The sequence below is a fragment of the Maridesulfovibrio sp. FT414 genome, from assembly GCF_050916235.1.
In the GTDB taxonomy this organism is placed as follows: domain Bacteria; phylum Desulfobacterota; class Desulfovibrionia; order Desulfovibrionales; family Desulfovibrionaceae; genus Maridesulfovibrio.
The window spans coordinates 2,667,436-2,690,381 of record NZ_CP104854.1 but is presented as its reverse complement, the minus strand read 5'-3'; the positions used below and the strand labels follow the sequence as shown (position 1 = coordinate 2,690,381).

Annotated in this window: 22 protein-coding genes and 2 tRNA genes; 20 read left to right on the top strand and 4 right to left on the bottom strand. The window is 51.9% G+C overall.

All coding sequences use genetic code 11. The features are described from left to right. Positions 1 to 181: 181 nt before the first annotated feature. Complete coding sequence (locus N7E73_RS11905; RefSeq protein ID WP_432734969.1) at positions 182 to 2,755, bottom strand: PEP/pyruvate-binding domain-containing protein; 2,574 nt, start codon at positions 2,753 to 2,755, stop codon at positions 182 to 184. 147 nt (positions 2,756 to 2,902) lie between these two features. Between N7E73_RS11905 and N7E73_RS11900 the strand changes: the two genes are divergently transcribed. The 3 genes from N7E73_RS11900 to N7E73_RS11890 all read left to right on the top strand — a co-directional run bounded on the left by N7E73_RS11900 (position 2,903) and on the right by N7E73_RS11890 (position 3,719). Beyond that, positions 2,903 to 3,121 carry a hypothetical protein gene (locus tag N7E73_RS11900; RefSeq protein ID WP_432734968.1) on the top strand — a complete coding sequence of 73 codons (219 nt, stop codon included), beginning with the start codon at positions 2,903 to 2,905 and terminating at the stop codon, positions 3,119 to 3,121. Positions 3,122 to 3,425: 304 nt separating this feature from the next. Next, positions 3,426 to 3,502 (top strand) — tRNA-Pro (locus N7E73_RS11895). Between the two features lie 141 nt (positions 3,503 to 3,643). Next, positions 3,644 to 3,719, top strand: a tRNA-Thr gene (locus N7E73_RS11890). Positions 3,720 to 3,781: 62 nt separating this feature from the next. On the opposite strand, the gene N7E73_RS11885 is transcribed toward N7E73_RS11890, so the two are convergent. Both N7E73_RS11885 and N7E73_RS11880 read right to left on the bottom strand, forming a co-directional pair. Beyond that, positions 3,782 to 4,228 carry a nucleoside deaminase gene (locus N7E73_RS11885; protein WP_432734966.1) on the bottom strand — a complete coding sequence of 149 codons (447 nt, stop codon included), beginning with the start codon at positions 4,226 to 4,228 and terminating at the stop codon, positions 3,782 to 3,784. Between the two features lie 69 nt (positions 4,229 to 4,297). After that, on the bottom strand, positions 4,298 to 5,491 hold the full coding sequence (locus N7E73_RS11880; protein ID WP_432734965.1) for an MFS transporter: 1,194 nt from the start codon (positions 5,489 to 5,491) through the stop codon (positions 4,298 to 4,300). A gap of 153 nt (positions 5,492 to 5,644) precedes the next feature. Between N7E73_RS11880 and N7E73_RS11875 the strand changes: the two genes are divergently transcribed. From N7E73_RS11875 to N7E73_RS11865, 3 genes are all read left to right on the top strand, one after another. After that, a complete protein-coding gene (locus tag N7E73_RS11875; protein ID WP_432734964.1) occupies positions 5,645 to 6,259 on the top strand; it encodes a LysE family translocator in 615 nt (204 codons plus the stop codon). A gap of 122 nt (positions 6,260 to 6,381) precedes the next feature. Then, entirely contained in the window at positions 6,382 to 6,621 is a 240-nt protein-coding gene (locus tag N7E73_RS11870) for a hypothetical protein (protein ID WP_432734963.1), read from the top strand. Positions 6,622 to 6,630: 9 nt separating this feature from the next. Further along, positions 6,631 to 7,026 carry a hypothetical protein gene (locus N7E73_RS11865; protein WP_432734962.1) on the top strand — a complete coding sequence of 132 codons (396 nt, stop codon included), beginning with the start codon at positions 6,631 to 6,633 and terminating at the stop codon, positions 7,024 to 7,026. 71 nt (positions 7,027 to 7,097) lie between these two features. Here N7E73_RS11865 and N7E73_RS11860 read toward each other — a convergent pair whose 3' ends face one another. Beyond that, the gene (locus N7E73_RS11860; RefSeq protein ID WP_432734960.1) at positions 7,098 to 7,793 is read right to left on the bottom strand and encodes an aspartate/glutamate racemase family protein; all 696 of its coding nucleotides are present in this window, start codon (positions 7,791 to 7,793) and stop codon (positions 7,098 to 7,100) included. Positions 7,794 to 8,433: 640 nt separating this feature from the next. Between N7E73_RS11860 and hmcA the strand changes: the two genes are divergently transcribed. From hmcA to N7E73_RS11790, 14 genes are all read left to right on the top strand, one after another. Continuing rightward, the gene (hmcA, locus tag N7E73_RS11855; RefSeq protein ID WP_432734959.1) at positions 8,434 to 10,071 is read left to right on the top strand and encodes a sulfate respiration complex hexadecaheme cytochrome HmcA; all 1,638 of its coding nucleotides are present in this window, start codon (positions 8,434 to 8,436) and stop codon (positions 10,069 to 10,071) included. A 29-nt stretch (positions 10,072 to 10,100) separates the two neighbouring features. Beyond that, positions 10,101 to 11,162: a sulfate respiration complex iron-sulfur protein HmcB gene (gene hmcB, locus N7E73_RS11850; RefSeq protein ID WP_432734958.1), complete on the top strand. Its 1,062-nt coding sequence runs from the start codon at positions 10,101 to 10,103 to the stop codon at positions 11,160 to 11,162. Continuing rightward, on the top strand, positions 11,162 to 12,334 hold the full coding sequence (gene hmcC / locus N7E73_RS11845) for a sulfate respiration complex protein HmcC (protein ID WP_432734957.1): 1,173 nt from the start codon (positions 11,162 to 11,164) through the stop codon (positions 12,332 to 12,334). Before hmcB ends, hmcC begins: the two co-directional genes overlap by 1 nt. Positions 12,335 to 12,355: 21 nt before the next feature. After that, positions 12,356 to 12,517 (top strand): sulfate respiration complex protein HmcD, encoded by a 162-nt coding sequence (hmcD, locus tag N7E73_RS11840; RefSeq protein ID WP_432734956.1) that lies wholly within the window; start codon positions 12,356 to 12,358, stop codon positions 12,515 to 12,517. 23 nt (positions 12,518 to 12,540) lie between these two features. Then, positions 12,541 to 13,218: a sulfate respiration complex protein HmcE gene (gene hmcE, locus N7E73_RS11835; RefSeq protein ID WP_432734955.1), complete on the top strand. Its 678-nt coding sequence runs from the start codon at positions 12,541 to 12,543 to the stop codon at positions 13,216 to 13,218. Between the two features lie 34 nt (positions 13,219 to 13,252). Beyond that, a complete protein-coding gene (hmcF, locus tag N7E73_RS11830; protein WP_432734954.1) occupies positions 13,253 to 14,641 on the top strand; it encodes a sulfate respiration complex iron-sulfur protein HmcF in 1,389 nt (462 codons plus the stop codon). A gap of 61 nt (positions 14,642 to 14,702) precedes the next feature. After that, positions 14,703 to 15,596: a universal stress protein gene (locus tag N7E73_RS11825; RefSeq protein WP_432734953.1), complete on the top strand. Its 894-nt coding sequence runs from the start codon at positions 14,703 to 14,705 to the stop codon at positions 15,594 to 15,596. A 99-nt stretch (positions 15,597 to 15,695) separates the two neighbouring features. After that, positions 15,696 to 16,049, top strand: coding sequence for a DVU0259 family response regulator domain-containing protein (gene divK / locus N7E73_RS11820; protein ID WP_432734952.1), 354 nt, complete (start codon positions 15,696 to 15,698; stop codon positions 16,047 to 16,049). Positions 16,050 to 16,189: 140 nt separating this feature from the next. Then, complete coding sequence (gene divK, locus N7E73_RS11815; protein ID WP_432734951.1) at positions 16,190 to 16,555, top strand: DVU0259 family response regulator domain-containing protein; 366 nt, start codon at positions 16,190 to 16,192, stop codon at positions 16,553 to 16,555. A gap of 84 nt (positions 16,556 to 16,639) precedes the next feature. Further along, complete coding sequence (locus tag N7E73_RS11810; RefSeq protein ID WP_432734950.1) at positions 16,640 to 18,595, top strand: response regulator; 1,956 nt, start codon at positions 16,640 to 16,642, stop codon at positions 18,593 to 18,595. 109 nt (positions 18,596 to 18,704) lie between these two features. After that, entirely contained in the window at positions 18,705 to 19,136 is a 432-nt protein-coding gene (locus N7E73_RS11805) for an RrF2 family transcriptional regulator (protein ID WP_432734949.1), read from the top strand. Positions 19,137 to 19,229: 93 nt separating this feature from the next. Beyond that, the gene (locus tag N7E73_RS11800) at positions 19,230 to 21,497 is read left to right on the top strand and encodes a PAS domain S-box protein (RefSeq protein ID WP_432734948.1); all 2,268 of its coding nucleotides are present in this window, start codon (positions 19,230 to 19,232) and stop codon (positions 21,495 to 21,497) included. Positions 21,498 to 21,725: 228 nt separating this feature from the next. Next, on the top strand, positions 21,726 to 22,349 hold the full coding sequence (gene pnuC / locus N7E73_RS11795; RefSeq protein ID WP_432734947.1) for a nicotinamide riboside transporter PnuC: 624 nt from the start codon (positions 21,726 to 21,728) through the stop codon (positions 22,347 to 22,349). Next, complete coding sequence (locus tag N7E73_RS11790; RefSeq protein WP_432734946.1) at positions 22,334 to 22,903, top strand: AAA family ATPase; 570 nt, start codon at positions 22,334 to 22,336, stop codon at positions 22,901 to 22,903. The genes pnuC and N7E73_RS11790 overlap by 16 nt, the downstream gene beginning before the upstream one ends. Positions 22,904 to 22,946 lie beyond the last annotated feature (43 nt).

Sequence of the window (22,946 nt, the reverse complement as noted above, 5' to 3'; positions counted from 1 at the left end):
CACACAAAGCTAAATCACCAGCATACTTTATTGCGCTCATTCATGGATCAGCACCTACAGAAAAGAATATGCAGGGCATTATTTACGGTGCTTTTTTCAATACGGATATTGCCACAACTCCGGCATGAATATTTAACGTGCTGCATTTTCGCAGCGTTCAGCCCGAAAAGCATCAGGCGCATCATGGCTTGAACTGTTCAAAATCACTGAAAAAACGTTTCCGGTATTTATCCACCTGAACCTGATTGGTCATGATCATGTCCAGTTGTCTGGTATGGGTTATCAGGTAACCTAGAATCTTGAGATGGTATTCCATGTCCTCGCGAGTGAGTCCCTCAAGGCGGGCATTCAGGTTGTCCTCACGGATGCGGACCCTGAAATCAAACTCCTCCAGAATTCCGCCGATGAAACGGGCGCGCAGGATCTTCCGTTCCGGGTTGGCAGCCCCGCCCTTGAACTGGAAACTGGCATAGTTCTCGGATGTGCGTTCCCCCACGAGGGATTCCACGGAACAGAAATGGAACCCGAAGCGCGATTGCAGACAGCAGTAATTTTCTGAAATCATGAAATAATTTTTCTGGGCATAGCTGGACCTTGATGCCACGTTAAGGTTCGGGTTCATGGTCGCCTCAAACATTACCGACATCAGCCCTTTCCCATGAATTGCCGGAGGACCGTCCCAGGGAACAGCCTGCATCCCGGCCCAAAGTGCGCGCATGGGTATGGAGCGGACATGCTCCATGAACACGCACTTCTGATTTATATCCCCTTCCGCGCCGACACCGTTACCTAGGTCCAGAATCCAGAACTGCTTGGGAACATTGCAGACAAGCTGTCTGGATGCCGCCATCAGGTGCTCGTCGCTGGCCCCGAATCCGAACATCTCCCGCACGGCCATTTCATGGCAGAAACGCATGATGTCATGGTAGGTCCTGCATTTGGAAGGCCGGAAGTCCGGAGAATCCGGGTCGGTAAGATTCAGGCGGACAATGTGGCGTGCCGCCATGCGCAAAGCCCTTTGTACGGGGCTTCCCTTCATGAGCCGTTTACGCGGCTTTTCGGTCAGCAGGGCCTCAACCGGACCCAAGTAGACTGCATGACCGTCCGCATCAACGGTCACAATCTGCCCCTGCTGCAGTTTTTCAAGGGCATCCGTGACTCCGAACAGGGCCGGAACACCGAATTCCCTGGCCACGTTCGCAAGATGCCCGGCCATACCGCCCTGCTCGGTGATAACCGCGCTGCACCTGTCCAGCAGTGCCGCACGGCTGGGCAAAGCCTGCTTCAGAACCATGATGCCGCCATCAGGAAAAGAAAGCTTGTCCGCGCTCTTGCGTACGGGAAACACCGGTCCGACACCGACTCCCGGACTCGCGGTGCGCCCGCCGGAAAGCAACGGGGCAGGCAGATCAGGATTATCAATGCTGTGGTCAAAACCGTCTTCAATGAGCATGAGCGGACGGCATTGCAGCAGATAAAAAGTACCGTCCCCGGCAATGGCCCATTCAATATCCTGCGGCGCACCGAAATGCTCCTCAATCTTCACTGCGGCCTCTGCAACCATAATAGCCTGTTCGTCGGTCAGGGACGGTTCCAGACGGCTGTCATCAAGCTGCTCAGTCCTGCACACACCTTCGCCTGCATCACAGACAAAGCGGTCCCTCTTGTCGGCAATAATCTTTCGCAGCACCTGCCCTTTCGAAAGCGGGCTGACGGAGAATTCATCCGTCTCCGCAGAGCCGTCCACCACTGCCTTGGGCAGACCCCAGACGGAATAAACCGTGACGTTCCTGTCCCGGACATTCACCGGACTCCGGGAGTAAGCAACCCCCGACGCAACAGGGGCAACCATTTCTATGCAACCGACGCTCATGGCCACGTCTTCATCCCTCAAACCGCGGTTGTTACGGTAAGCCATGGCCTGCATGGAATATTTGGACGCCATGACTTCCTTGACCGCTTCCAGAAGAGAACCGCGCTCGACATTAAGAATTGACCGGTACTGCCCTGCAAAGGTAGCTCCTTCATGGTCCTCTCCCAGCGCGCTTGAACGCACCGCCAGATTCACTGGCCTGCCGAGATCAGCACTCAGTCGATCATAGGCGGCGTAAATAGCCCCAGCGACATCTTCAGGCAGAGGGGACTCCATAATTAGTCCCATTACCGAAGAGGATACCTGAAAGACTTCATCCCGATTCTTGTAATCAGTGGCCTGAATCCTCCGGTCTATTTCAGTCTGCAGCCCGTTCTGCTCCATGAACCTGCGAAATGACGCTGTCGAGACCACGAATCCGGCCGGAATCCTGAACCCGAGGCTGTGCCCAGCTTCCCCGAGCATAGCCATCTTGGGTCCGCACAGGTCAGCCTGATCGCGGCCCACACGGTCCAACTCAAGGACAAGTTCGCCCTCCCCGGAATAGTGGGCAGGTTCTATCTCCGCGGCAATACTGTCCTGTATCTCGCTATACCGTTCAAAAAGCCGCGAATATCGTTCCGGATTGAGTTCATTGAGATGCTTTACCATCTTGAAAGTGGACACAGAAATTCTGGTACACAGAGCGCGGACATAATGCATACCGTACGGGCTGACCCCGCGCAGAGCTTCCTCCAGCTCGGCAATGTGCTCGTGAGTTCTGGTGTTGGCCTGAATAAGCTGACGGAAATTATTATAGCGGGCAGTCAGCAGATTTCGGGCTTCTTCCGGATCAATACGTACTTTTTTCCTGCCGAACGGCAGCCAGTCGAACAGACTCATGAATAATCAACCTCTTACGTCACGGTACGACACAACAATTCAGCCTTGATAACGCAGATTGCATCTGTGCAGTATAAGCATATCTCTCAACGGATATGCACTGCAATCAAAACCGGACACAAAATCCTGCTTATCCGAAGAATATTCATGAATAGTATAGAGCAGGCCCGCCAACAGGTAATTGCACTGGGATTCTGGATCAGTGCGGTACAGTCCGACAACATGCACCCGCCGTGGGATGGTGCCACACTGGGCGGCCGCCAGCGCATGAAGGGCTACGACGGCTACAGGCTCTGGGATAAGGCAGACATATACACAGTGCGGAATACCGCTAAATCTCCAAAGGGAATCCGTTCAAGGACCTGAAAATAGCCCACGTGGACTGGATACAGTTCGTGCTCTACGGCGAGGCCGGACGGGTTGCCCCAGATGGCCGCTGTCTGAACTGCATCCGGGCATGAAAAACTATGCCGGATTTGCCTTTGCCGCCTTCGTAAACAAATACCCCGGCCGCATGGACTGGGCCTTTTCGCCCGAATCATGGTACATCAGGGCTGGTGGTCTCAGTCTTTTTGACCTTCAACCTGCTTATTTTTAAAAAAATTTAACATTTCCCCAAAAAAATATTGACTTGTCCAGCACATTTCCATAGAAACACTCCTCGTGACGTCGGGATGTAGCGCAGTCTGGGAGCGCACTTGAATGGGGTTCAAGGGGTCGGAGGTTCAAATCCTCTCATCCCGACCACTTCAAAAAGAGACCCCGGGATCAGATCGATTCCCCTCTTTTGAAACACCGTCACCCAAGGCTTTCGACGAAGCTCCTGCTAAAGCAGTCGAGCATGCCTGAAAGGGCATTAACGCTAAAGAAGGCCAAAATATACCGGATGCTTCCGTGGCTCAGTCGGTAGAGCGCGTCCTTGGTAAGGACGAGGTCAGCAGTTCAATCCTGCTCGGAAGCTCCAGCGAGTATCAAGCGCCCTGTTTCGCAAGAAGCAGGGCGCCTTTCTTTTTGAACGATTAAGCACTAATCCTCGCCAATATCTTCAGCCCAGAGTTCAGGCTTTTCCGCCTGCAAAGTTTCCATAAGGGCGATACATTCGGGATGATCCAGTATATCCACCTGCACTCCCCTTGATTTCAGAAATTCCTCATTTCCGCCGAAAGTCCTGTTCTCACCGATGACCACCCGCGGGACTCCGAACTGAACAATGGTTCCAGAACACATCATGCAGGGTGACAGACTCGTATAAAGGACTGTATCCTTGTATGTTTTCTGACGCCCGGCATTGCGCAGGCAATCCATCTCGCCGTGAGCAATGGGGTCACCCTTCTGCACCCGCTGATTGTGCCCGCGCCCGATAATTTCTCCCCCACGTACAAGCACCGCGCCGATTGGCAGTCCGCCTTCGTCATAACTCTTTTTGGCCAGTCTGTAGGCCTCGTTCATAAATTCAACATCCTTATCAAGCACGACAAACTCCTTCTGGCTTATAAGTCTGCAAGATTGCTCAAACTGCTATTTTTATTTCAACCACAGTTCTCAATGCGTTTCAACCTGCAATCCGCCCCTGCTCATGAACAGGAAAACCAGTGCAGCCACGCCAGTACCGATAGCGGCCATCTGCAGAAATCCGCCGTAACCGAACATATCAACCATGACTCCCCCCAACAATGGGCCTAAAAATGATCCCATATGAACCGTGAACATCATCATATTCACGTTGAAACTGCGGAAGCGGGGCTCGCTCACGGTAAACATCAATGAGTTCAAAGCCGGAGCACTCAGCCCCATACCTATGCCGAAGACAGCGGCAATCGGCAAGAGCATGGCCTCGTCAGACAGCCCCATAAGCATGAGAAACCCCACAGCATTGATCAGGAATGCCGCGACAATAAGTCCGCGCTTGGAAAAGCGGTCAAAAACAGTTCCTCCGAACAGACGCAGGGCAATCATCACCCCCATCTGCACAGAGAAGAAATACCCGGCCCTTTCAATCCCCCGCGAATGTGCGAAGTCTTGAAACAGGAAGAATACCCCGGTAAAAATCATGAAATATATGCCGTTTGCCGCCAGAACGGTCATAATACTGAGCCGGGCAACATTGGAATATGACTCCCGCAGGGAAGGCCCTGTCTTTGCTTTCTCCTCGCGCAGATGCATCCGGGCAGTCCGCCAGCGCAGGAACAGTGTCATCATAAAAGCAACCGGGATCAACGATGCGGTGGCCGCATACATCATTGCCGATCCTCCGAGATGCGGGACCAGCCGCTCGGAAATATCCGGTAGCAGGGAATAGGGGAGCAGCAGGGCCGTTGAGTAAAGACTGAACGCCGATCCGGCATTGTCCGTGCTTATCATTGAAACCAGTAGAGCCACGCAGGGAGCGAGAGTCATGAACATTCCCACACCCTGCCCCACCCGCAACAGGCACAGCAACCAGAAATCATTGACAAATAAATACCCGCTTCCACCCAGTACAACCAGCAGCATACCTGCAGACATGAACCTGTAGGCATTGTAAATCGAGATAAAGCTGCTCACTGCCGCATACATGAACATGCCTGCCAGCGAATAAATACTGATGATAAACCCGGATGCGCTTTTGGAAAATCCCAGCCCCTGTAAATAGACATGAAGGCTGTAATAAACCGAGTTGTTGCAGACGGCGAGAAAAACAACGCTGCACAGGATCAAAAATTCAAAAACTGGAAGTCCCTTGGATTGTGTGGTCATAAACTACCTGAATCTTAATGGTACGGGGGATGCAAAAGAGATATCCGAGTTGGCCATGGGAGCCAACGAATATTTGGCTGGACCAGTAAGGAAAGTGGTTGTAGATAAATATCAAATAACAGAAACGCTAACCTGATCGGATATTCAAAAACAATGACCATAGCTTCAACCATAACGCTGATTTTTACCGTCATGCTTTTCGCATCCGTTCCCGGACCGGGAGTCATGTCCATCATTGCCCAGTCCGTATCACGCGGATTCAAGGCTTCCGCTCTATGGTGTGTGGGGCTTGTGCTTGGAGATCTCGTCTACCTGCTGCTGGCCATTTTCGGAATGGGATTTATTGCCCAGCAGCTCGGTGCCGGTTTCATGATCCTGAAATGGATCGGCGCAGCATATCTGGTCTATCTGGGAATCAAATGCTGGACGTCCGCCCCGCCTGATGCGGAACAGGCAACGCTTCCGAAAGAGAAAGGGCTTATCAGGACGTTTATCGCCGGGCTGTGCCTGTCACTCGGCAACCCCAAGATAATCGCCTTTTATTGCGGATTCCTGCCGGGATTCATGGATTTGCAGGCGCTGACTGCAACCGACGTGGTGATCGTGGTCTGCGCCGTAATTCCAACTGTTTTCGCAATCCTGCTCACTTATGCATGGCTGGGAGCCAAAAGCCGTAATGCCATTCGCAACCCCAAAGTCTGGAAAATAGCCAACCGCTGTGCCGGTTCGGTTCTTCTGGGGGCAGGAGTTGCTGTAGCCGCAGAGTAACACCCTAAAAAAAGCCATTCGAAGTTTCCCCAAATTGTGCTGATTATAATGAAATAAAATGTTTTATCTTGACAATAATCATGCAACATCAATAATACACCTCAAAAAGAGGGGTACCTTTGATGAAACTGAAATTATTTATTTTTATTGCATGTTATGCATTTTTTATCAGTGGCTGCGTGGCAGAGCGGGTTGCAAAAGACAATGTATTTTCTTCAACCAACTCCCCATCACTGACTGTCACATTCAATAATGACATGCAATTTATTGGTGAGGAGCAAACCAGCCAAGGTCCCACAAGGGCTCAAACATATTTCTACGCATCAAAAAACTCTGACAGTAAATTGGAAGATGCTTCCTAGGTCGAGCTAATGACTATAAATCCAGGTTATTACCTCTATCCTAAGCACCTCTACGGTGCAGAGCTTCCCAACAGCGGGATCTTCACCAAAACAATCGACGAAGACCAATATTACTGCAGGATATTCGTTACCAGCCCAAATCCAACCGGACATATTGAAAAATATTTTATCGAGCTAGGAAAAGAACTCCCGCACTACTCCACCGTCCGGTTATGCAACAAATTAATCTCAAATAGAAAGAAAATCGTCTTGGGATACGTAGATAATACCAATCAGGAATTAGTGGAAAATTTATTTGTTAAAGACGTTGTGAATGGCCAGTTATCTCAAAAACAAATCGACTATTTTAACGATTTTGACACCAAAGCTGACGCCAGTCTTATATTGAGCAACTACGATAAATAGCCGTTTCACACCCATGCAATCCGAATAAAGCCGGTATAACTTACAGTATACCGGCTTTAAACTGCACGAAGCTAACTGAACACATACTCCAGAGCCAGCTCAACATGGGCATGAACCGTATCGATAAGCGGAACCGAGACATCTTCCGCACGGACCAGCAGGCCTATCTCGGTACAGCCGAGCACAATTGCATCTGCTCCAGCCTCAATCAGGCTATTAATTATTGATATATAATCACATCTGGTCTTATCGATAATTTTACCGCAACAAAGCTCGTCAAAAATGGTCCTGTGCACAAGGGAACGCCCCTCATTGCCCGGTACAATGACTTCAAGTCCGTATTTTTCCATAAGCGGGCGTGACAGGAAATCCTGCTCCATGGTGAAGGCTGTTCCAAGCAGTCCCAGCTTGGAGGCACCTGCTTTTTTCGCGCCGGCAGCAATTGCATCAGCCATATGCAGCAGAGGAATGTCTACAGCCGCCTGAACTTCCGGAGCAGCCTTGTGCATAGTATTCGTAGCGATAACGACTGCATTGGCTCCGCCTGATTCGACGCTTTTCGCAGCATGCACCAAACCATTGGTAATGGATTCCCAGTCATTAACACCCATATTCTCCGCAAATGGTGCGAAATCTACGCTGTGCAGGACCATCGGACAGGAATGAAGTCCCCCTGCCCGCTCCCTGACGCCCTCATTCAACAACCTGTAATAGGTGGCGGTCGATTCCCAGCTCATGCCACCCACGATTCCAAGAGTTCTCATCATCAATTACCTCTCATAAAATTATCTCCCACTGATCATCAAAAATAGCACGTCTTGCTGTACTGCTCAACACACAGACACACCCATACCAATAGGTACAGTTTCAAATTTATAATTTTTAGTGGATTATTTTGCCATACCAAAGCTGAAAAATTGCATTATGGAAAGCGCAATAATTATCTCCGACTACCACCAATTCACACCAGTACAGTAGGGATAAACCCGACCATATATATTTCATTAATCATAAAACTAATATATAGCGTTACATAAAATTTATACTGATATTTTAGTATCATAAAGATTAAACAATCTCAAAGCACATATCAAAACTGACGATGCGGGCAGGTACTGTCGTCAGCTGAATTCAAGCCTTCGATTTTTGCGAAACCCCCTTGACGTGACCTTGATTAATAACATACCTATCGAGCAGGTATAAAAACCCATCTAGAGAGGGGGTATTAATACCCCCCCAACGAATGGGGAATGAGGCGCGTCGGATCGGTGTGTCCCGTTTTTCTATTTAGAGCGGATTTCCATGGAGGATAAAGCCGCGAAGATTAACAGGGCTGACACTGGACGGGGCAACAAAGGTCCTAAGCATAAGGCTTAGAGTCCAATTGCATGAGAGGGGATCGATATCATGGCAAACGGAAAGAAACTATTGCGATTGTCCGGTATCCTGATTGTCCTGGCAGGGGTGCTCGGCTTCCACATGGAAGCGCTGAGCATGGTCGGAACCCCCCAGGAAAATGGCAATAAGCGTCCTGATCTTATTATGATCGACACTATCGCCGCTCAGGAAAAACTGGAACTGCCTGCGGTTGTGTTTCTCCACGATACACACAGCAAGGCGGTGGCCGAGCAGGGCAAAGACTGTACTGCCTGCCACCAGAAAAAAGATGGTGCCATCTCTTACAAGTTCAACAGACTTGAAAACGGCACTCCTGAACAGCTCAAAGAAATTTACCACAACGGTTGTATCAGCTGTCACGCTGCCGATGCAAAGGCCGGAAAGAAAACCGGACCTCAGGTCGGCGAATGCCGCAGCTGTCACGTTGCTGACCCCGAACTGAGCGCTGACAGGGCTCCCGCAAGTATGGAGAACATCCTCCACTACCGTCACTGGGGTTCCAAGCTCATCGCCAAAGATCAGGGTCAGGACACCAACTGTGGAAGCTGCCACCACGAGTACAACAAGCTCAGCAAAAAGCTTGAGTACGTGAAAGGTCAGGAAGACAACTGCAGCGTCTGCCACACTGCAAAGCCTGAAGGCGATGTCAAACTGACCACCTCCGAAGCTTACCACGGCCAGTGCGTATCCTGCCACCTTGAAATGAAAGCTGCCAAGGCCGAAAAGACCGGTCCTGCCGAATGTGCAGGCTGTCATGGCCAGACCCAGGCTGCAGAACTCAAGGTAGACAACGCCGCTGTTCTGAAAAAATTGGGAGGCACTCTGCCCCGACTGCCCAGAAAACAGCCTGACGCAGTTCTGCTCACCGCACCTGTACAGGAAAATGCAGCAGTAAAAGCCACCATGGCTTCCGTAGCTTTCAACCACAAAGCTCATGAAAACTACACTGACTCCTGCAGCTCCTGTCACCATGAAACCATGAACAAGGCTTGTTCCTCATGTCACACCGTTCGTGGTTCCAAGGAAGGCGGTTTCGTTACTCTTGAGAAGGCCATGCACAAAGTTGACAGCACCAAATCCTGTGTTGGCTGTCACGCTGTAAAACAGAAAGACCCCAAATGTGCAGGCTGTCACGAGCTGATGCCCAGCAATGCAGTCAAGTCCGAGGAAACCTGTGCGGCCTGTCATAACGGCCCCGCCTCCACTTCCAGCGAGCCCGTCTCCATGGATGCCTCCGCCAAGGCAGCCATGGCTTCTTCGCTGATTCTGGAGCGTCCTTCCTCCCCGACTCTGGTTGCAGAAAAGGACATCCCTGAATTCGTGACCATCAACGTCCTCGAAAATGAATACAAGGCCAGCAAGCTGCCCCACCGCAAGATCATCATGAGCTTGGTCGAGGGCATGAAAAATGACCAGATGGCCAACACCTTCCACAACACACCTCTCACCGTGTGCGGAAGCTGCCACCACAACAGCCCTGCCAGCGCGACTCCGCCGAGCTGTGCAAGCTGTCACGGAGGCCAAATTCAGGACGGACGTCCGGCCCTCAAGGCTGCTTACCACGTTCAGTGCATGACCTGTCATGACACCATGAACCTCAAGAAGCCTGCTTCAACTGACTGCACCGCATGTCACGCGAAGAAATAGTAACGGATAGCCTGAAGGAGAACAGATAAATGTTACGCAGAACATTCCTCGGAGTGCTGGGCGCAACCTGCGTGGGAGCCGCACTCCCCGCAGGTGCCGAGGCCGCAGGCAAGGAGTTCAAGGGTTATCCCGGAAGTAAGGGTGTACTCTTCGATGCTACCCGCTGCATCGGCTGTCGCAAGTGTGAAGCAGCATGTAACAAGGTCAACAATCTTCCCGAACCCGAGAAGAAATTCGACGACCTTTCCGTGCTGGACGAAAAACGCAGAACCGACGCCAAGACCTTCACCGTGGTCAACAAGTACAACGGACAGGGAAAACCCGTTTTCCGCAAGTCCCAGTGCAACCACTGTCTTGAGCCGGCCTGTGCCTCCGCTTGCTTTGTTAAAGCATTCAAGAAGCTGCCCAACGGAGCAGTTGTTTATGATGAGTCGGTCTGTGTAGGCTGCCGCTACTGCATGGTTGCCTGCCCCTTTGAAATCCCGACTTACGAATATGACGAGCCCCTGACCCCCAGGGTCATGAAGTGCACCATGTGTGCTCCCCGTCTGGCCGAAGGCAAACTGCCCGGCTGTGTTGAGGGCTGCCCCAAGGAAGCACTTGTTTTCGGTGAGAGGGATGAACTTATCAAGATCGCCCGCGAGCGCATCCGCCGCAACCCCGACCGTTACGTTGACCACATCTACGGTGAGCGTGAAATGGGCGGAACCAGCTGGATGTACCTCTCCGGTGTTCCTTTCAGCGAAATCGGCATGCGTGAAGACCTCGGCACCAAGTCCGCTCCTGAACTCACTGCCGGAGCACTGGCAGCAGTTCCCATGGTTGCAGGCCTGTGGCCCGTCCTTCTCGGCGGCATCTACGCTGTAAGCAAACGCAACAGCAAGATTGCCGATGAAGAGCGCAAGGAAGCTGTGGAAAAAGCAATCGCAAGAGCAAGTGCTGAAGCAGAAAAGACCCTCGCCGAAGCTCTTGAGAAAGCTGACGTGGCCAACAAGCGCAAGATCGAAGTAGAGGTCAAGAAAGCCGTGGAAGAAGCCCTCAATCCCAAAGAGGAAGAAAAGGCTGAAAACGGCGAGAAGGAGGAATCCTAATGTCTACTCCCGCAAACAACGGCCCTAAATCGGCCTTTAATACCTTCAATCTGGTAGCCGGTGCTATCATCCTCGTGGGTCTGGTCATCACCGTGATCAGGTTCACCAAGGGTATCGGCTCTGTAACCAACCTTGATGACAACAACCCCTGGGGTATCTGGATCGGTTTCGACCTGCTCTGCGGTGTTGCTCTCGCTGCCGGCGGTTACACCACCTCCGCAGCCTGCTACATCTTCGGACTCAAGCGCTTTCATTCCGCTGTACGTCCGGCGATCCTGACCGCGTTCCTAGGCTACGCCCTGGTTGTATTCGCACTGCAGTACGACCTTGGTCGTCCCTGGCGCCTGCCTTACCCCATCTTCTACCAGCAGGGTACAACCTCTCTGCTCTTCGAAGTGGGTCTGTGCGTTATGCTCTACCTGACTGTGCTCTTCATCGAGTTCACTCCGGCCATGTTCGAATGGCTGGGCTGGAAGAAAATCAGAGGCGTGATTGTCAAACTGACTCTGGCTCTGACCATCTTCGGCGTTGTGCTCTCCACCCTGCACCAGTCTTCCCTTGGCGCACTGTACACAATCGCACCTTCCAAGCTCCATCCGCTGTGGTACTCCCCATACATGCCGCTTTACTTCTTCGTTTCAAGTATCGCAGCAGGTATGTCCATGGTCATCTTCGAGGGAACCCTTTCCCACAAGGCCATGCACCGCATGATGGATGAAGAATACCTGAAGCACCACGACGGTGTTATCCTCGGATTCGGTAAAGCCGCCTCCCTGGTTCTCTTCGGTTACTTCTTCATCAAGATGATCGGCGTTGCGTACGACAACAACTGGCACTACCTGACCACCGGTTACGGCCTGTTGTTCCTTACCGAAATACTCGGCTTCGTAGCCCTGCCCTGCTTCCTCTATGCTGTGGGTGTTCGCGACAAAAACATCGGCCTGATCAAGAAAGCCGCCATCATCACCGTGCTTGGCATCGTTTTCAACAGGTTCAACGTGTCCATGGTTGCGTTCAACTACCATCTGCCTTCAGCCGAAAGGTACTTCCCCAGCATGATGGAAATCGGAATCTCAGTATTCATCGTTACCCTCGGTGTAGTGATTTTCCGTTTCATCACCACCAGGATGCCTATCTTCTTTGAGCATCCCGACTACAAGGGCGACCACTAGGCCGTCCAAGGAGACACACAAATGGAAGCACATAACCTTCAGGAATACTACACTTTCACTAAAGGCATAGTATACCTTTTCATGGGCGGAGCACTGGTTGGCGTCACCCTGTTCTGGCAGTTCCTCATGGGTGGAAAGGCCTACCGTGACGAAAACAAGAAGAACTACGGCGACCACCACTAAGCCGACACTCGAGGAGAAACAAAATGTACGAACTTCTGACCGGGCCCATGCTCTGGCTGGTTTTCGCGATCAGCTTCGGCGGCCTGCTGGTTCGCATAGTGCTCTACTTCAAGGGCCTCAGCCAGCAGCTCGACCGCGTGGCATACCTGCCCCATCTGTCCTATGGACTTAAAGGTGCATTCAGATCAATCATATCCTGGCTTAACCCCGTGGGTGCCCGCGGCTGGAGAAAAAAGCCCGGTTTTACCTTCATATTCTTTGCTTTCCACATCGGACTGCTCGCAACCCCCATTTTCCTTGCTGCACACAACACCATGCTGCAGGAAAACCTGGGCTTCAGCCTGCCGCAGATGCCTGCGTTCCTGGCCGACCTGCTGTCCTGGACTGTAATCGTGGCCTGCGTTGCCATCATCCTGCGCCGCATTGCACTCCCGGAAGTTAGAATTCTCACCACAGCTTATGATTATCTGCTGCTGGTGATCACTGTGGCACCTTTCGTGACCGGACTCATCGCCCGCTACCAGATGGGTGATTACCAGTTCTGGCTGCTGGCACACATCATCACCGGAGAAATCTGGCTGCTGTGTCTGCCTTTCACCAAACTCAGCCACTGCGTGCTTTTCTTCTGTTCCCGTGCACAGCTCGGAATGGACTACGGCATCAAGCGCGGCGGTTTGAAAGGCTCCACCTTCTCCTGGTAACAGGACCAACATAGCCACATAGAGGAGAAGCAAAATGCCTCAAGGTAAACTTTGTAACAGACAGCCGATCAATACCGAAGAGCAGCTCAAGCTGACTCTGGCGGACAAGAGCGGCAAGCAATATTATGCTGAAATGGAAGAGCTGGACGTAGATAGCAATCTGCTGTGGTCCACCATCCAGAAGACCATGAAGTCCAGGACCAAAACCTGGCTTGAGATCTGCGCTCACTGCGGACTTTGTGCCGACAGCTGCTTCCTTTATCAGGTCAACGACTGCGTACCCGAACAGGTACCCTCGTACAAGATCCAGTCCACCCTCGGACACATCGTCAAGAAGAAAGGACAAGTATCCAACGAGTTCATGCGTCACTGCATGAAAGTGGCGTGGTCACAGTGCACCTGCTGCAACCGCTGCGGCATGTACTGCCCCCACGGCATCGACATGGGCGTCATGTTCTCTTACCTGCGCGGCCTTCTCTATTCTCAGGGCTTCGTTCCCTGGGAACTGAAAATCGGTTCCGGTATGCACCGCGTATACCGTGCACAGATGGACGTCAGCACCGAGGACTGGGTTGAAACATGTGAATGGATGGCCGAAGAAACCTCTGAAGAGTGGCCCGGCCTGGAAATTCCCGTGGACAAGCAGGACGCTGACATCATGTACACCTGTAACGCCCGTGAGCCCAAGCACTATCCGGAAGACGTGGCAGAAGCTGCTATCCTCTTCCACGTGGCCGGTGAAAACTGGACCGTTCCTTCCGAGGGATGGGAACAGACCTCACTTTCCATGTTTGCCGGCGACTGGGAATGTTGCAAGGACAACGTCAATAACGTGTACTCCGCCATTGAGCGCCTCAACCCCAAAAGGGTTATCGGTACCGAGTGCGGCCACGCACACCGTGCTACCGTAATCGAAGGCCCCTACTGGGTCGGACGTCCTGACGGACTTCCCCCCAAGCCCTACATCCACTACGTGGAATGGCTGGCCGAAGCTCTGCGCGAAGGCAAGCTGAAGATCGACCCCGCAAAACGGATCAAGGAACCCGTAACCCTGCAGGACTCCTGCAACTACGTGCGTAACCACGGTCTGAAGGAAATCACCAGGGAGATCATCAGCTACATAGTCGAACCCGGCTACTTCGTGGAAATGGCACCCAACAAAGAACACAACTACTGCTGCGGTGGTGGTGGCGGATTCAACGGAGTCGGCCTGTACCGCCCTCAGCGTAACGTTGCACTGCGTAAAAAGATGGATCAGATCCTCGCAACCGGCTGCAAGCTTGTTATCGCACCTTGCCATAACTGCTGGGATGCTATCCGTGACCTCGAGGAAGAGTATGAGATCGGCATCCGCTGGTCCTTCCTGAAGCCTCTGGTTATTGGTATGCTGGACCTGCCCGAAGGCATGCGCGTCGAATGGTAGTGGCACCGGCCCGCAAGGGCCGGTGATTATCTGATATTGTCCGCAACGAACGAGGTGTCACATGTTTAAGAAAATCCTTTTGGCGACTACCGGATCTCCTGCGAGCTTCGGAGCCGCCCGCGTAGCCTTCGACATGGCGAAGCGCTACGGCTCTGAAGTAACGATCTTCCATGTTGTAGGTGTGCCTACCAAGGCATTCTCCCACGTTGTAAACGACGTTCGTACCGGTGAAGAAATTGAGATAGACGAAGATTATCTCTCCTGGGTCGAAGAGGAACTCAAGACCACCTTTGCCAAACAGTTCGAAGGTACTGACAACGCCAAGATCGTTCTGACCACCGGTGTTCCTGCCCGCGAAATCCTTCGCGAAGCCCGCAAGGCGGATTCCGATCTCATCGTCATGGCTGCAAGCTCCGGTGAGAACGCATCCTTCCACAAGGGCTACCCCGGAAGCACCCTGCAGAAGGTAGCCAAGGCTGCCCGCTGCCCGGTCCTTTCAGTACACCGTGAATCTGCCTCCTACTGGGGCGGGTTCTCCAACATCCTTTTTGGTACCGACTTCTCCAAGCAGGCTGAGAGCGCATTCAAATTCGCTCTGTCCACAGCCCGTGAACTCGACTGCGACCTGACTATCTTCCATGCCCTGGACATCAGCGGCAAGGTTCTGGACCAGAATGAAATCGAGGAACGCCTCATTGCTGCCCGCAAGCGTATTCGTGATACCTACGTACCGCTCATGGGTGATTTCAAGAACTATGATATCGAAGTCTGGGAAGGAATTCCTTACGTCGAAATCGTCAAACTCGCGCGTGAAAAGGGCGTGGACCTTGTCTGCCTCGCTCACCATACCAACGAGCTTGATCCGGAAAGAGCACGTATCGGCTCTACTGTTGAACAGGTGATCCTCAGGGCCAACTGCCCCGTGGTCAGCGTCAGCAAGCCCGATAAAGTTTAGGTTGATAACTGAATCGAGATAAACATCCGCATGTCCGGGCGGCCGGTATTTACCTGCCGCCGATGTGTTAAAGGGTATAGATTCACAGGAGAAGTTATTATGTCCAAGAAGATTTTAATCGTAGATGACGATCAGGATATCCGTTCTTACCTCAGCGAACTCTTCACCGATAACGGATACACAACTGTTACCGCAGAAGACGGTTCCGTTGCTGTCGAAGTTGCTGACAAGGAAAGACCGGACCTCATCACTCTCGACCTGGAAATGCCAAGCGAATGGGGCCCGCGCTTCTATCGCAAGCTGACCCAGAACGATGAGCTGAAGAGAATTCCCGTCATCGTAATCAGCGGACTTAATGCCAACAAGTACGCAATCCCCAAAGCTGTAGCCACTCTGACCAAGCCCTTCGACGCTGAAGAGCTTATCAAGATTGTAAAAGAAACAATCGGCTAGCTGTAAGTGAAATAAGGGCCGGTCGGCGAATCATCGCCGACCGGCCAAATTTTTTTAGCTTGAACAGATGTTGTGGTAAGGTGTAGGCTTCTCTCCACTGGGAAACATAACCCACTTAAATCATTACAAAGGTGACTGGAATGCCCAAAAAAATAATGGTTGTGGATGACGATCCGTACATCGTAGACTACCTCGTGAGCGTTTTCGAGGACCACGGCTATCTAACCTGCAGAGCCTCCGACGGTGTCTCTGCCTACGACGTGGCCATGGCTGAAAAGCCGGACCTGATCACTCTTGATCTGGAAATGCCGCACGAGTGGGGTCCGCGTTTTTATCGCCGACTCACGCTTGAAGAAGATTTTTCAACCATCCCGGTTATCGTCATCAGCGGTCTGCCGGGAATCCACATGGCAATCAAAAGAGCTGTTGCGACAATCAAGAAGCCTTTTGATCCCACTGAAGTCATCGAAATAGTAAGAAAGGCTCTGGGCGAGACCGACGACTAAAGGCAAACTGTCGACGGAGGAGCCTTTCTCACTTTTCCCGGCTGCGAGGGCCGGTTGTTGTTTCATGTTCCCGGGGGTGCGCTGATGCTTGGCAGGAAATTGATGCTCGTTGACGACGAGGAAGGTCTCAGACGATTTCTCGGACTCACTATTATGGATTTTGGTTATACCGTTGAGACCGCTGAAAACGGGGAAGCGGCCCTGAAACTTCTCAAAACATTCCAACCCGACATAATCCTGACCGACATCAAAATGCCGCGCATGGACGGCATTGATCTGCTCAAGGCGGTCAAATCAGATTACCCGCACATAGAAGTGATCATGCTCACCGGACATGGTGATATGGATCTTGCGATTGAATCACTCAAATTTGAAGCTGCGGATTTCATAACCAAACCTGTCAACGACGAAGTTCTGGAACTGTCCCTTGAACGGGTCATGGAAAAGATCCTGCTCAAACGTCAGGTCCGCGAATATACGGAAAATCTGGAACGACTGGTTGAAGACAAGACCAGACGCATCATCGAACTGGAACGCCAGAACGCCGCCTGTCAGGTTGTGGAAAGCATGAGCGAAGCCCTTTCCAGCGCTGCCGACGAGATTGAAACCGGCAGCAGCATGTTCAACGAGCTGCCCTGTCTTGTTTCCATCCATAACCGCTATTTGGAAATTGTCGCCACCAACAAGCTGCTCAAGGAACGGCTCGGAGACGTGGTCGGCAAGAACAGTTTCGATATTTATTCAGACCGCTATTCCGCAGGAAATGCCTGTCCGGTGCAGCTTACCTTTGAAACAGGAAAAGGCCAGCGCAGCAAGGAAACTTTCATTGCCGAAAACGGGGAGGAAATTCCCGTAACGGTCTACACAGCTCCCATACCCAACAAGAACGGCGAAATCGAACTGGTCCTCGACATCTCGGTGGATATGACCGAGCTGAAAAGACTGCGCGACGAACTTCTTGAGACCCAGTACAAATTTCAAAGACTCTTTGACGAAGCCCCGTGCTATATTTCGGTTCAGAATCCCGATTACACCATTTCCGAGGTCAACCGCCGCTTCAAGGATGATTTCGACGTACCCATCGGGCTTTCCTGCTACTCCGCTTACAAGCACCGTGAGACTCCCTGTGAGGAATGTCCGGTTCAGAGGACTTTCCGGGACGGGGAAAGCCACCAGATGGAGACCGTAGTCACCACCAGAAACGGTGAACGCAAGAACATGCTGGTCTGGTCGGCTCCGCTGCGCAATGCCTATGGTGACATCAAACAGGTCATGGAGATGTCCACCGACATCACGGAAATCCGCAGGCTGCAGGACCACCTGACCTCACTCGGATTCATGCTCGGTTCCATGTCCCACGGAGTCAAGGGAATGCTTACCGCTCTGGACGGAGGCATCTACAGGCTCGAATCCGGGCTGCGCAAAAGCGATGCCCAGCGCGTAAGCGACGCCACAAAAACACTCAAGGATGTTGTGGGCCGGGTCAAAAAGATGGTGCTGGATATCCTCTACTATGCAAAATCCCGCGAGATTGAAACCGAAGAGATTCAGGCTTCACAATTCCTCAGGGATACGGCAGCACTCATCAACAACAAAGCCGCAGCCGCAGGGGTAGCCTATTCCACGGAGATACCCGAAGAACTCGGAACTTTTCAGATCGACTCCAGCTCCATGTCCGCTGCACTGGTAAATTTTCTTGAAAATGCAGTGGATGCATGCGACACCCCTGTTCCCGGAAAGACGCACGCCATTAAGGTTTCAGCCTGTGACAAAAACGGGAATGTCGAGATCAAAATAAGCGACAACGGAACCGGCATGGATAAAGAGACCAGAGACAAGATTTTTACCCTCTTCTTTTCATCCAAAGGCAAAAAGGGGACCGGAATTGGGCTTTTCATTTCCAACCAGACCATTGAACAGCATGGCGGAAAAATCAGCGTGGAATCCGAGCCCGGAGAAGGAACGACTTTTACCATTAACCTTCCGCGCACAGTAGAAACAAGGAAACAGCCGTCCTCAGAGGTCTGCAAGCACAATTAACAGACTATATTGGTGGAAAACTTTGCGCCTTTCAAAAATTTTCATATCCTGATACATTATAAACATTAGAAGCCTTTTTTTCATAACTCAACAATTCTGAGACAAGCGCATGAAACTGACTACCCGCTCCAGATACGGAACCCGGCTGCTACTCGATATAGCTCTTCACTCCACCAACGGCCCGGTTCCCAGCAAGGATTCCGCCCGTCGGGAAGACATTTCCCTGAAGTATCTCGAAAAAATTCTTAAAATACTCAAAGAAGGTGGATACATCGTCGGCAAACGCGGTCCCAACGGCGGCAACGTGCTGACCATGGAACCTGAGGACATTTCCCTCGGCAAACTGACCAGACTGCTAGAAGGGGACGAGTCCTTTATGGACTGCGAAGGGGACGTAACCACCTGTCCGCGTGCGGCAGTGTGCCTGCGCCGCTCCATCTGGGATGATGCCAATCAGGCCATGTACAAAATGCTCGACTCCTACACTCTGGCGGACCTCATCAAGGACGCACGCCTCTGCCCCATGGACAGGCCGGAATAAACTAACGGGCGGTTCAGCCCGGTCCCAACTACTCGAAGGGTAATCCTTCCCTCCGCAGGAGGACAGCAGGCAAAGCTTTAAGGAGGCCGTGAATTGTTCAAAAAATTCAGTCACAGCCTGATCATGAAAATGATCCTCACCGGGGGAGTAACCCTGCTCTTAAGCGTCATTCTGTGGACCAGCTTCAACGTACTGTTTTTCAAGAAAAACGTCACAGACAACGTAATTTCCGACATCGCCATGCTTTCCGACACGGTGCTTCTCAGCCTGCACCACGCCATGATGACGGACTCCAAGGAATTCATCCAGAACGACATCAACAACATCAGCAGACAGGGCGAAATCAAAGCCATCAGGGTCATAAACAAGAAAGGGCAGATAATCTATTCCAACGATCCCAAGGAAATTAACGATGTAATGGACATCAACAGCGGCCCCTGCTGGCAGTGTCACCGCTTCGATCCACCGCCCTCCACCATGAGCCTCAAGGAGCGCAGCAGGCTTAAGACGGTTAACGGCAAGAATTACATGGGGATTATGACACCAATCCCCAACTCCGAAGGATGCGCCCCCGGCCCCTGTCATGTCCACGGGAAGGAAGAGAGGCTGCTGGGTCTTCTCGATCTGGTTGTTTCCACTGAAAAGAAAAGCTCCATGCTGGCCACCTTCAAGCAGGCCAACTTCGGTATCGCGCTGATTGTATTCATTGCAACCTTTGCCGCGCTCTTTGCCTATTCGTACAATTTCATATTCAAGCCCATCCGCGCCCTGATCAAGGCAACCAAAGACATCGGGTCCGCAAGGGATTTCGTCGGGGTACAACTGGACCAGACCGACGAGATAGGGACCCTGTCCGATGCCTTCAACATGATGGGCCGACAGGTTCAGGAAAAGCACAAGGCCCTGCTGGAACAGAAAGAGGAATATCGTGACCTGTTTGAAAACGTGCCCTGTCTTGTCAGCGTGGTCGATCTCGATTTCAGGGTAATCCGCCACAACAAGGCCTATGAGGCTCACTTCGGCAAACCGCGCGGCAGGCAGTGCTACCAGATCAACAAGAACCGGGACTGCAAATGCGAAGAATGCCCGGTGGAAAAAACATTTTTCGACCTCAACCCGCACATGAGCGAGGAGTCCGGACTCTCAAAGGACGGCAGGCCCATCCACTGGATAGTCTACACCTCTCCCATCAAGAACCGTAGCGGCAAGATCGTCGCCGCCATGGAAATGATGATCGACATTACCAAGCGCAAGGAACTCGAAGTTCGCCTCGCAGCCTCCGAGCAGCGCTATCACGCCATCTTCGATTCCATCCCCGGTGCAGTATTCGTACTTGATGCGGAGACTCTTGATGTTCTCAACTGCAACGATCCGGTAGAAGGCATGTACGGATACAGCAGGGACGAAGTTCTCGGCAGCTCCATACTGCAGTTTTTCAGGGAAGAGGAAAGATCCGACTACGCACACCTTCTCAAGGTCAAAAAGGAGATCGGCCCCTGTTCGCAGATTACCAGATCCGGTGTGCCCATCTACGCTGTGCTGCGTATTTCACCTGCTGAATTCGACGGGACAAGGACACTGATTATCACCTGCAGTGACGTGACCAAGAAACTTGAAGCCGAGCAGCAGCTCATTCAGGCCAGCAAAATGACCACACTGGGCGAAATGGCTTCCGGGGTAGCCCACGAGCTCAACCAGCCGCTGGCAATTCTCAAGACAATCAGCAATCTCATGCTGCGCAAAGTCTCGCGCGGGCAACCCATCGGTCCGGAAATGCTTAAGGAAATGGCAGAAGGGGTTGATACGCACGTCAACCGGGCCAGCAAAATCATCGACCATATGCGCGAATTCGGTCGCAAGTCCGACCTGAAGACCATGCCCGTGCAGGTGAACGATGTGCTCAGGCGTGCTTTCGAATTCTTCAGCCGCCAGCTCACCGTGCGCAATATCAGCGTGGAATGGAATCTGAACAGCCACCTGCCCATAATCATGGCCGATTCCAACCGCCTTGAACAGGTAGTCATCAACCTGCTTATAAACGCCCGCGATGCCATAGAGGAATACTGGGCCGGAAAAGTTCCTTTAGCCGATGATAAAAAGATCTACATCTCCACAACCTTTACGGACGATAAAGTGATTATCGATGTGTGCGATACCGGGCCGGGCATTCCGGAAACAATTCAGGGAAGATTGTTCGAACCGTTCTTCACCACCAAGGATGTGGGCAAGGGAACCGGGTTGGGACTTTCCATCAGCTACGGGATAATCAAGGATTACAACGGGACAATCAAGGCTTCGTCACGGGAAGGCATGGGTGCCTGCTTCACCATTACCTTCCCGCGCGCGGATAATAAATCCTGAGCATAAAGACTTTGCCGTGCCCATCGGGCACCAGTAACACCGGAAAGCATAAACGCTCCCAAGAAGATCCACTCGGGAGCGTTCATGTTTTTAGCGCCAATGGTCATCACTCCCCCCTGCCCGGTACTGCAAGCAGGGCAGGAACTAAATGGGACCATTAGACTTTCCGGAAAAAAGTGTTAACATGCCTGAGCGCACGCACAATGACATCAAGAAACAGGAATAAAAATGGAATTCATTAACTTCATAGCAGAATTCATCCGTTCAATGGGCATCGGCGAACAGATCTCCATAGTAACAGGGCTCATCTACATTTTTCTAAGTGTGCGTCAGAATTCGCTGTGCTGGCCTTTCGGCATAATCAGTGTGGGAATCTGGATGGTGGTTGTCTTTCAGGGCAGGCTCTATTCCGATGCAATTCTACAATTCGTATATGTTGTTCTGGGCTTCTACGGCTGGCATCAGTGGCTGCGCGGCGGCATCAACAATAAACCGCTGAAGGTGCAGAAGCTCGACCGGAAACTGGGCATACGCCTTTTTGCCCTGGGACTGGTTACATTCATTCCGGCCGGATACATTGCGGAACACTACCTTCAGGCATCGTATCCCTGGTGGGACGCCCTGACCACCGTGCTATCGCTCATAGCCCAGTACCTGCTGGCCCGGAAGTACCTTGAAAACTGGATTCTGTGGATTGTGGCCGACACCATGTACATCGGCATATATTACGCAAAAGGCTGGGCCGGATACAGCGGGCTGATGGCCGTATACACGGCAATGGCGGTTCTGGGCTTCATGCACTGGCTCAAATCCTACAAGGCGGACAGGATGCAGGAATGTCGCTGCGAGTAGTACTTACCGGCTCGGAATGCACAGGAAAAACCACCCTTGCCGCAAAACTCGCAGATCACTACAAGGTGACCTTTATTCCCGAATACCTGCGCAGCTACTTCGAACAAAAAAACGGATTGCTTACACCGGATGATGTGATTCCCATTGCCAGAGGGCAACTGGAACTCGAAGCCCAGGCGCAGGCAAGGGGAGACGATCCGGTCATCTGCGATACAGACATCATATCCTCCATCGTATATGCAAAACATTACTTCGGAATATGTCCGGACTGGCTCGAGGAACAGTTCCGGCTGCGCACACCTTCCCTCTACCTTCTCTGCGACATGGACATTGAATGGACGGCTGATGGTCAGCGCGACATGGGACATGAGCGAGAATACATGCAGCAGCTGTTTGTATCTGAGCTGGAATCAAGGGGGCTGGCGGTTCACAGGATTTCCGGAACAGCAGCACAACGACTTAATAAAGCTGTGCTGAGCATAAATCAGGCCATGTCTCTCGCACAATCACGATCATGTTTTTCGAGCAGCAGGTCAGGACTATTTCGTTCTTGAAATCTTCTTTGGCGAATTGGGCATGGTTTCACTGCGAAATGCA

Bases quoted from the DNA above. Each gene is read 5' to 3' on its own strand.
- hmcA (WP_432734959.1), top strand. From the start codon at position 8,434: ATGGCAAACGGAAAGAAACTATTGCGATTGTCCGGTATCCTGATTGTC.
- hmcB (WP_432734958.1), top strand. From the start codon at position 10,101: ATGTTACGCAGAACATTCCTCGGAGTGCTGGGCGCAACCTGCGTGGGA.
- N7E73_RS11900 (WP_432734968.1), top strand. From the start codon at position 2,903: ATGAATAGTATAGAGCAGGCCCGCCAACAGGTAATTGCACTGGGATTC.
- N7E73_RS11905 (WP_432734969.1), bottom strand. From the start codon at position 2,755: ATGAGTCTGTTCGACTGGCTGCCGTTCGGCAGGAAAAAAGTACGTATT.
- N7E73_RS11875 (WP_432734964.1), top strand. From the start codon at position 5,645: ATGACCATAGCTTCAACCATAACGCTGATTTTTACCGTCATGCTTTTC.
- N7E73_RS11870 (WP_432734963.1), top strand. From the start codon at position 6,382: ATGAAACTGAAATTATTTATTTTTATTGCATGTTATGCATTTTTTATC.
- N7E73_RS11790 (WP_432734946.1), top strand. From the start codon at position 22,334: ATGTCGCTGCGAGTAGTACTTACCGGCTCGGAATGCACAGGAAAAACC.
- hmcF (WP_432734954.1), top strand. From the start codon at position 13,253: ATGCCTCAAGGTAAACTTTGTAACAGACAGCCGATCAATACCGAAGAG.
- N7E73_RS11860 (WP_432734960.1), bottom strand. From the start codon at position 7,793: ATGATGAGAACTCTTGGAATCGTGGGTGGCATGAGCTGGGAATCGACC.
- N7E73_RS11880 (WP_432734965.1), bottom strand. From the start codon at position 5,491: ATGACCACACAATCCAAGGGACTTCCAGTTTTTGAATTTTTGATCCTG.
- hmcC (WP_432734957.1), top strand. From the start codon at position 11,162: ATGTCTACTCCCGCAAACAACGGCCCTAAATCGGCCTTTAATACCTTC.
- hmcD (WP_432734956.1), top strand. From the start codon at position 12,356: ATGGAAGCACATAACCTTCAGGAATACTACACTTTCACTAAAGGCATA.
- N7E73_RS11825 (WP_432734953.1), top strand. From the start codon at position 14,703: ATGTTTAAGAAAATCCTTTTGGCGACTACCGGATCTCCTGCGAGCTTC.
- hmcE (WP_432734955.1), top strand. From the start codon at position 12,541: ATGTACGAACTTCTGACCGGGCCCATGCTCTGGCTGGTTTTCGCGATC.
- N7E73_RS11865 (WP_432734962.1), top strand. From the start codon at position 6,631: ATGACTATAAATCCAGGTTATTACCTCTATCCTAAGCACCTCTACGGT.
- N7E73_RS11810 (WP_432734950.1), top strand. From the start codon at position 16,640: ATGCTTGGCAGGAAATTGATGCTCGTTGACGACGAGGAAGGTCTCAGA.
- divK (WP_432734951.1), top strand. From the start codon at position 16,190: ATGCCCAAAAAAATAATGGTTGTGGATGACGATCCGTACATCGTAGAC.
- N7E73_RS11805 (WP_432734949.1), top strand. From the start codon at position 18,705: ATGAAACTGACTACCCGCTCCAGATACGGAACCCGGCTGCTACTCGAT.
- pnuC (WP_432734947.1), top strand. From the start codon at position 21,726: ATGGAATTCATTAACTTCATAGCAGAATTCATCCGTTCAATGGGCATC.
- divK (WP_432734952.1), top strand. From the start codon at position 15,696: ATGTCCAAGAAGATTTTAATCGTAGATGACGATCAGGATATCCGTTCT.